Source organism: Peribacillus sp. NPDC058002 (genome assembly GCF_042886655.1).
GTDB lineage: Bacteria > Bacillota > Bacilli > Bacillales > DSM-1321 > Peribacillus > Peribacillus aracenensis.
In genome coordinates this window covers 1-3,774 of record NZ_JBHVQU010000304.1, presented here as the reverse complement: position 1 = coordinate 3,774, position 3,774 = coordinate 1, and the positions used below count along the sequence as shown (strand labels likewise).

The 3,774-nt window shown below is 45.5% G+C and carries 3 protein-coding genes; all 3 read right to left on the bottom strand.

Features of this window, described 5'->3' with window-relative positions:
- Window positions 1-253, bottom strand: a 253-nt coding sequence (locus tag ACFVSH_RS23960; RefSeq protein ID WP_387708229.1) for an IreB family regulatory phosphoprotein, incomplete at its 3' end; no start/stop codon positions are given.
- A 66-nt stretch (window positions 254-319) separates the two neighbouring features.
- Window positions 320-2,956, bottom strand: a complete 2,637-nt coding sequence (gene alaS / locus ACFVSH_RS23955) for an alanine--tRNA ligase (RefSeq protein WP_387708227.1) — start codon at window positions 2,954-2,956, stop codon at window positions 320-322.
- A 307-nt stretch (window positions 2,957-3,263) separates the two neighbouring features.
- On the bottom strand, window positions 3,264-3,774 hold a 511-nt coding region (locus ACFVSH_RS23950; protein ID WP_387708225.1), incomplete at its 5' end, for an AI-2E family transporter.

Sequence of the window (3,774 nt, the reverse complement as noted above, 5' to 3'; positions counted from 1 at the left end):
GGTTCTTAAGATACGATTTAACCAATTCTTCGATGATTTCATCGCGTTCAAGCTTACGAATAATGTTCCGAGCATCCATATGGCGCGGGATGTAGGCCGGGTCACCAGATAATAGATAACCGACAATCTGGTTTATAGGGTTATAACCTTTTTCCTGAAGTGCAACATATACTTGAGACAGTACTTCTTGTACATCTCTTTCGAATGGTTCTTCGGGAAAATTAAATTTCATCGTTTTATCAAAGGAACTCATTAACATGCACCTCTCCTCAGCGTCCAGAATCCACTATTACCTACATTGTACAACACTTTCCATTGATTATGAAATCGATAAGACCCATTCTTCAACAAAATTAAGTGCTGCATCCAATTTTTCAGGGTCTTTTCCGCCGGCTTGGGCCATATCTGGACGGCCGCCGCCGCCGCCGCCGCAGCGGGAAGCAACTTCTTTGACCAATTTACCAGCATGGAAACCGCGATCGATGTAATCCTTGGTCACCCCGGCAATCAAATTGACTTTATCACCTTGGGCCGAACCTAATACGATGATGACAGAATCGAGCTTTTGTTTCAAATCATCCGCCATGGCACGCAGATTATTCATGTCGGTAGCTTGAACCTTCGCCACCAATACTTGAACCCCATTTACTTCTTTTACGTTAGAAACAAGACTGCTTGCTTCGATATTGCTTAATTTTGCAGTTAGGCTTTCATTCTCACGATGAAGATCCTTCACTTCTGCCAGTACCGTTTCAATTCTTGAAGGTACGTCTTTCAAGTTTGTTTTCAATTTAGCAGCTGCATCCTTCAAGACACCGATTTGCTCAGTCATCAATTGGTATGCCCCGGCACCCGTTACCGCTTCTATACGGCGGGTCCCAGCTCCGATGCCGCTTTCGGAAACGATTTTGAACAAGCCGATTACCGCTGTATTCGGAACATGGACACCGCCGCAAAGTTCTAGGCTGTAATCACCTATTTGAACGACACGGACAATCTTGCCGTATTTTTCGCCGAACAAGGCCATTGCGCCCATAGCCTTTGCTTCATCGATGTTTTTATAGTCCGTATTCACTTGTAAGCTTTGCCAAATCTTTTCATTTACAATCGTTTCGATTTGTTCAATCTCTTCCGCCGTTATCTGACCAAAATGAGAGAAGTCGAAGCGAAGGCGCTCAGCCTGTACGAGTGAACCAGCTTGGTTGACATGTGTACCAAGCACATCTTTCAACGCCTGATGCAGAAGGTGCGTCGCTGTATGGTTTTTCGTGATATGGATGCGGTTTTCTTGATTTACCGCAGCAACGATATTGGAATCTGCTGTTAAAGTGCCGGCAGTAACCGTTACACGGTGCAGGTTTTGACCATTAGGAGCTTTTTGGACATCAAGGACATCAACCTTCACGGATTCACTGGCCATCGTTCCTATATCGGCTATTTGTCCGCCGCTCTCCGCGTAGAAAGGAGTCTTGTTCAGTATCACTTGAACTTCTTCTCCTTCTTCTGCCTCCGTTACAAGCTCGCCATTTTTTACGATGGCAGCAACTGTGGCTTCGACAGCTACTTGATCATAGCCGACAAATTCACTTTCAACTTTTATATCGCCCAATACCCCGCCTTGGATTTGCATCGAATCCACATCTTGACGCGCTGAACGGGCACGTTCACGCTGTGCATCCATCTCTTTTTCAAATCCGGCTTGATCGACTGTCATGCCTTCTTCTTCTGCATATTCTTCCGTTAACTCAATCGGGAAACCATATGTGTCATATAAACGGAATGCATCACTGCCCGGAATGGTCGTACCGCCTTTTTCCTTTTCCTTTTTAATGACTTCAGAAAGGATGGACAGTCCATCATTCAGGGTTTCATGGAAGCGTTCCTCTTCATTTTTGATTACTTTTGCAATGAACTCTTTATTCTTGAGGACTTCAGGGTAGAAGTCTTTCATGATTTCGCCTACGACCGTCACAAGCTCGAACATGAATGGTCGATTGATGTTGATTTGCTTAGCATATCGAACCGCTCTGCGAAGTAAACGGCGCAATACATAACCGCGGCCTTCGTTGGATGGAAGAGCCCCGTCGCCTACTGCAAAGGCTACCGTACGAATATGGTCGGCAATGACCTTGAAGGCCACATCTTTTTCTGTATCGGCACCATACTTCACATCGGAAATCTCTTCGACTGCCCGGATGATCGGCATGAATAAATCTGTATCATAGTTCGTCGCCACATCTTGAACGACGGAAGCCATACGTTCAAGGCCCATTCCTGTATCGATATTCTTCTTTGGAAGAGGTGTGTAAGAACCATCAGGATTATGGTTGAATTGAGAAAACACAAGGTTCCAGACTTCCAGATGACGTTCATTTTCCCCGCCTGGATATAGTTCTTGATCATTCGGATCATCGCCATATGCCGGTCCCCGGTCATAGAAAATCTCTGTATTCGGGCCGCTTGGACCCTCACCGATATCCCAGAAGTTTTCTTCCAGGCGAATGATCCTTTCAGCAGGAACACCTATTTTCTTATTCCAGAGTTCGAATGCTTCATCATCTTCAGGATGGATCGTCACAGCCAATTTCTCTTTGTCGAAGCCAATCCATTTTTCATCCGTCAAAAACTCCCAAGCCCATGTAATGGCTTCTTCTTTGAAGTATTCACCAATGGAGAAGTTTCCGAGCATTTCGAAAAACGTATGATGACGTGCCGTTTTCCCCACGTTTTCAATATCGTTCGTACGGATGGCCTTTTGGGCATTTGTGATCCTTGGATTTTCTGGAATCACCCGTCCATCAAAATATTTCTTTAACGTCGCCACCCCGGAATTGATCCAAAGCAATGATGGATCTTCATGAGGAACCAATGACGCACTTGGTTCGATGTTATGGCCTTTTTCACTGAAAAAATCTAAATACATTTGGCGGATTTGAGCACCAGTTAAATACTTCATATATATCCTCCTTTTAAAATTATGTAATTTTGAGCACACAAAAAACCCCCATCCCAAAAACAGGGACGAGAGTTGACTCGCGGTACCACCCTGATTATGGACGCAGGAATTCACCTAGGCCCATCACCTTCATAAAAGCCTTAACGCGGCATGACGGCAGGTATTAGCTGCTCTCAGGACTAGCTTTCTGCTGCTCTTCACCTGGCAGTCCCTTTCAGCCTGGGGGACCCCTCTCTTTTAGATGGACTTCAGCATACTTCATCCTTCAACGAATTATCTTATGTAAAGGATTATATTCACAAGACTTTTATTTGTCAATAAGGGGCGGCTTCTTTCTAAAGTGAACGCGGGCATGAAGTACAAAAACTTTCAACACAGCCAAGAGGGGAATCGAAACGACCATGCCCACGATACCGCCTATTTCGCCCCCCGCCAATAATGCAAGCATGATGAACAGCGGATGCATATGGAGGCTTTTACCGACAATTAACGGTGACAGGATATTTCCCTCAAGAAATTGAAGTACGAGCACGATGACCGCAATGATCAACACCATTTTAACTGACATTGTCGCGGCGATGACCACTGCAGGAATGGCCCCGATAATCGGCCCGAAATACGGGATGACATTCGTTATTCCGATTATCGCCCCCAATAGAAGCGGATATTTCATTCCGACTATCCAGAAGAGCAGCGAGGAAATCAAACCGATCACGACACAAACGATGATTTGCCCGCGGATATAGCCGCCAAGCGACGCATCCACATCACGAACGAAAGCCCGTCCCTGCTTGCGCCATTTTTTCGGGGTCATATAC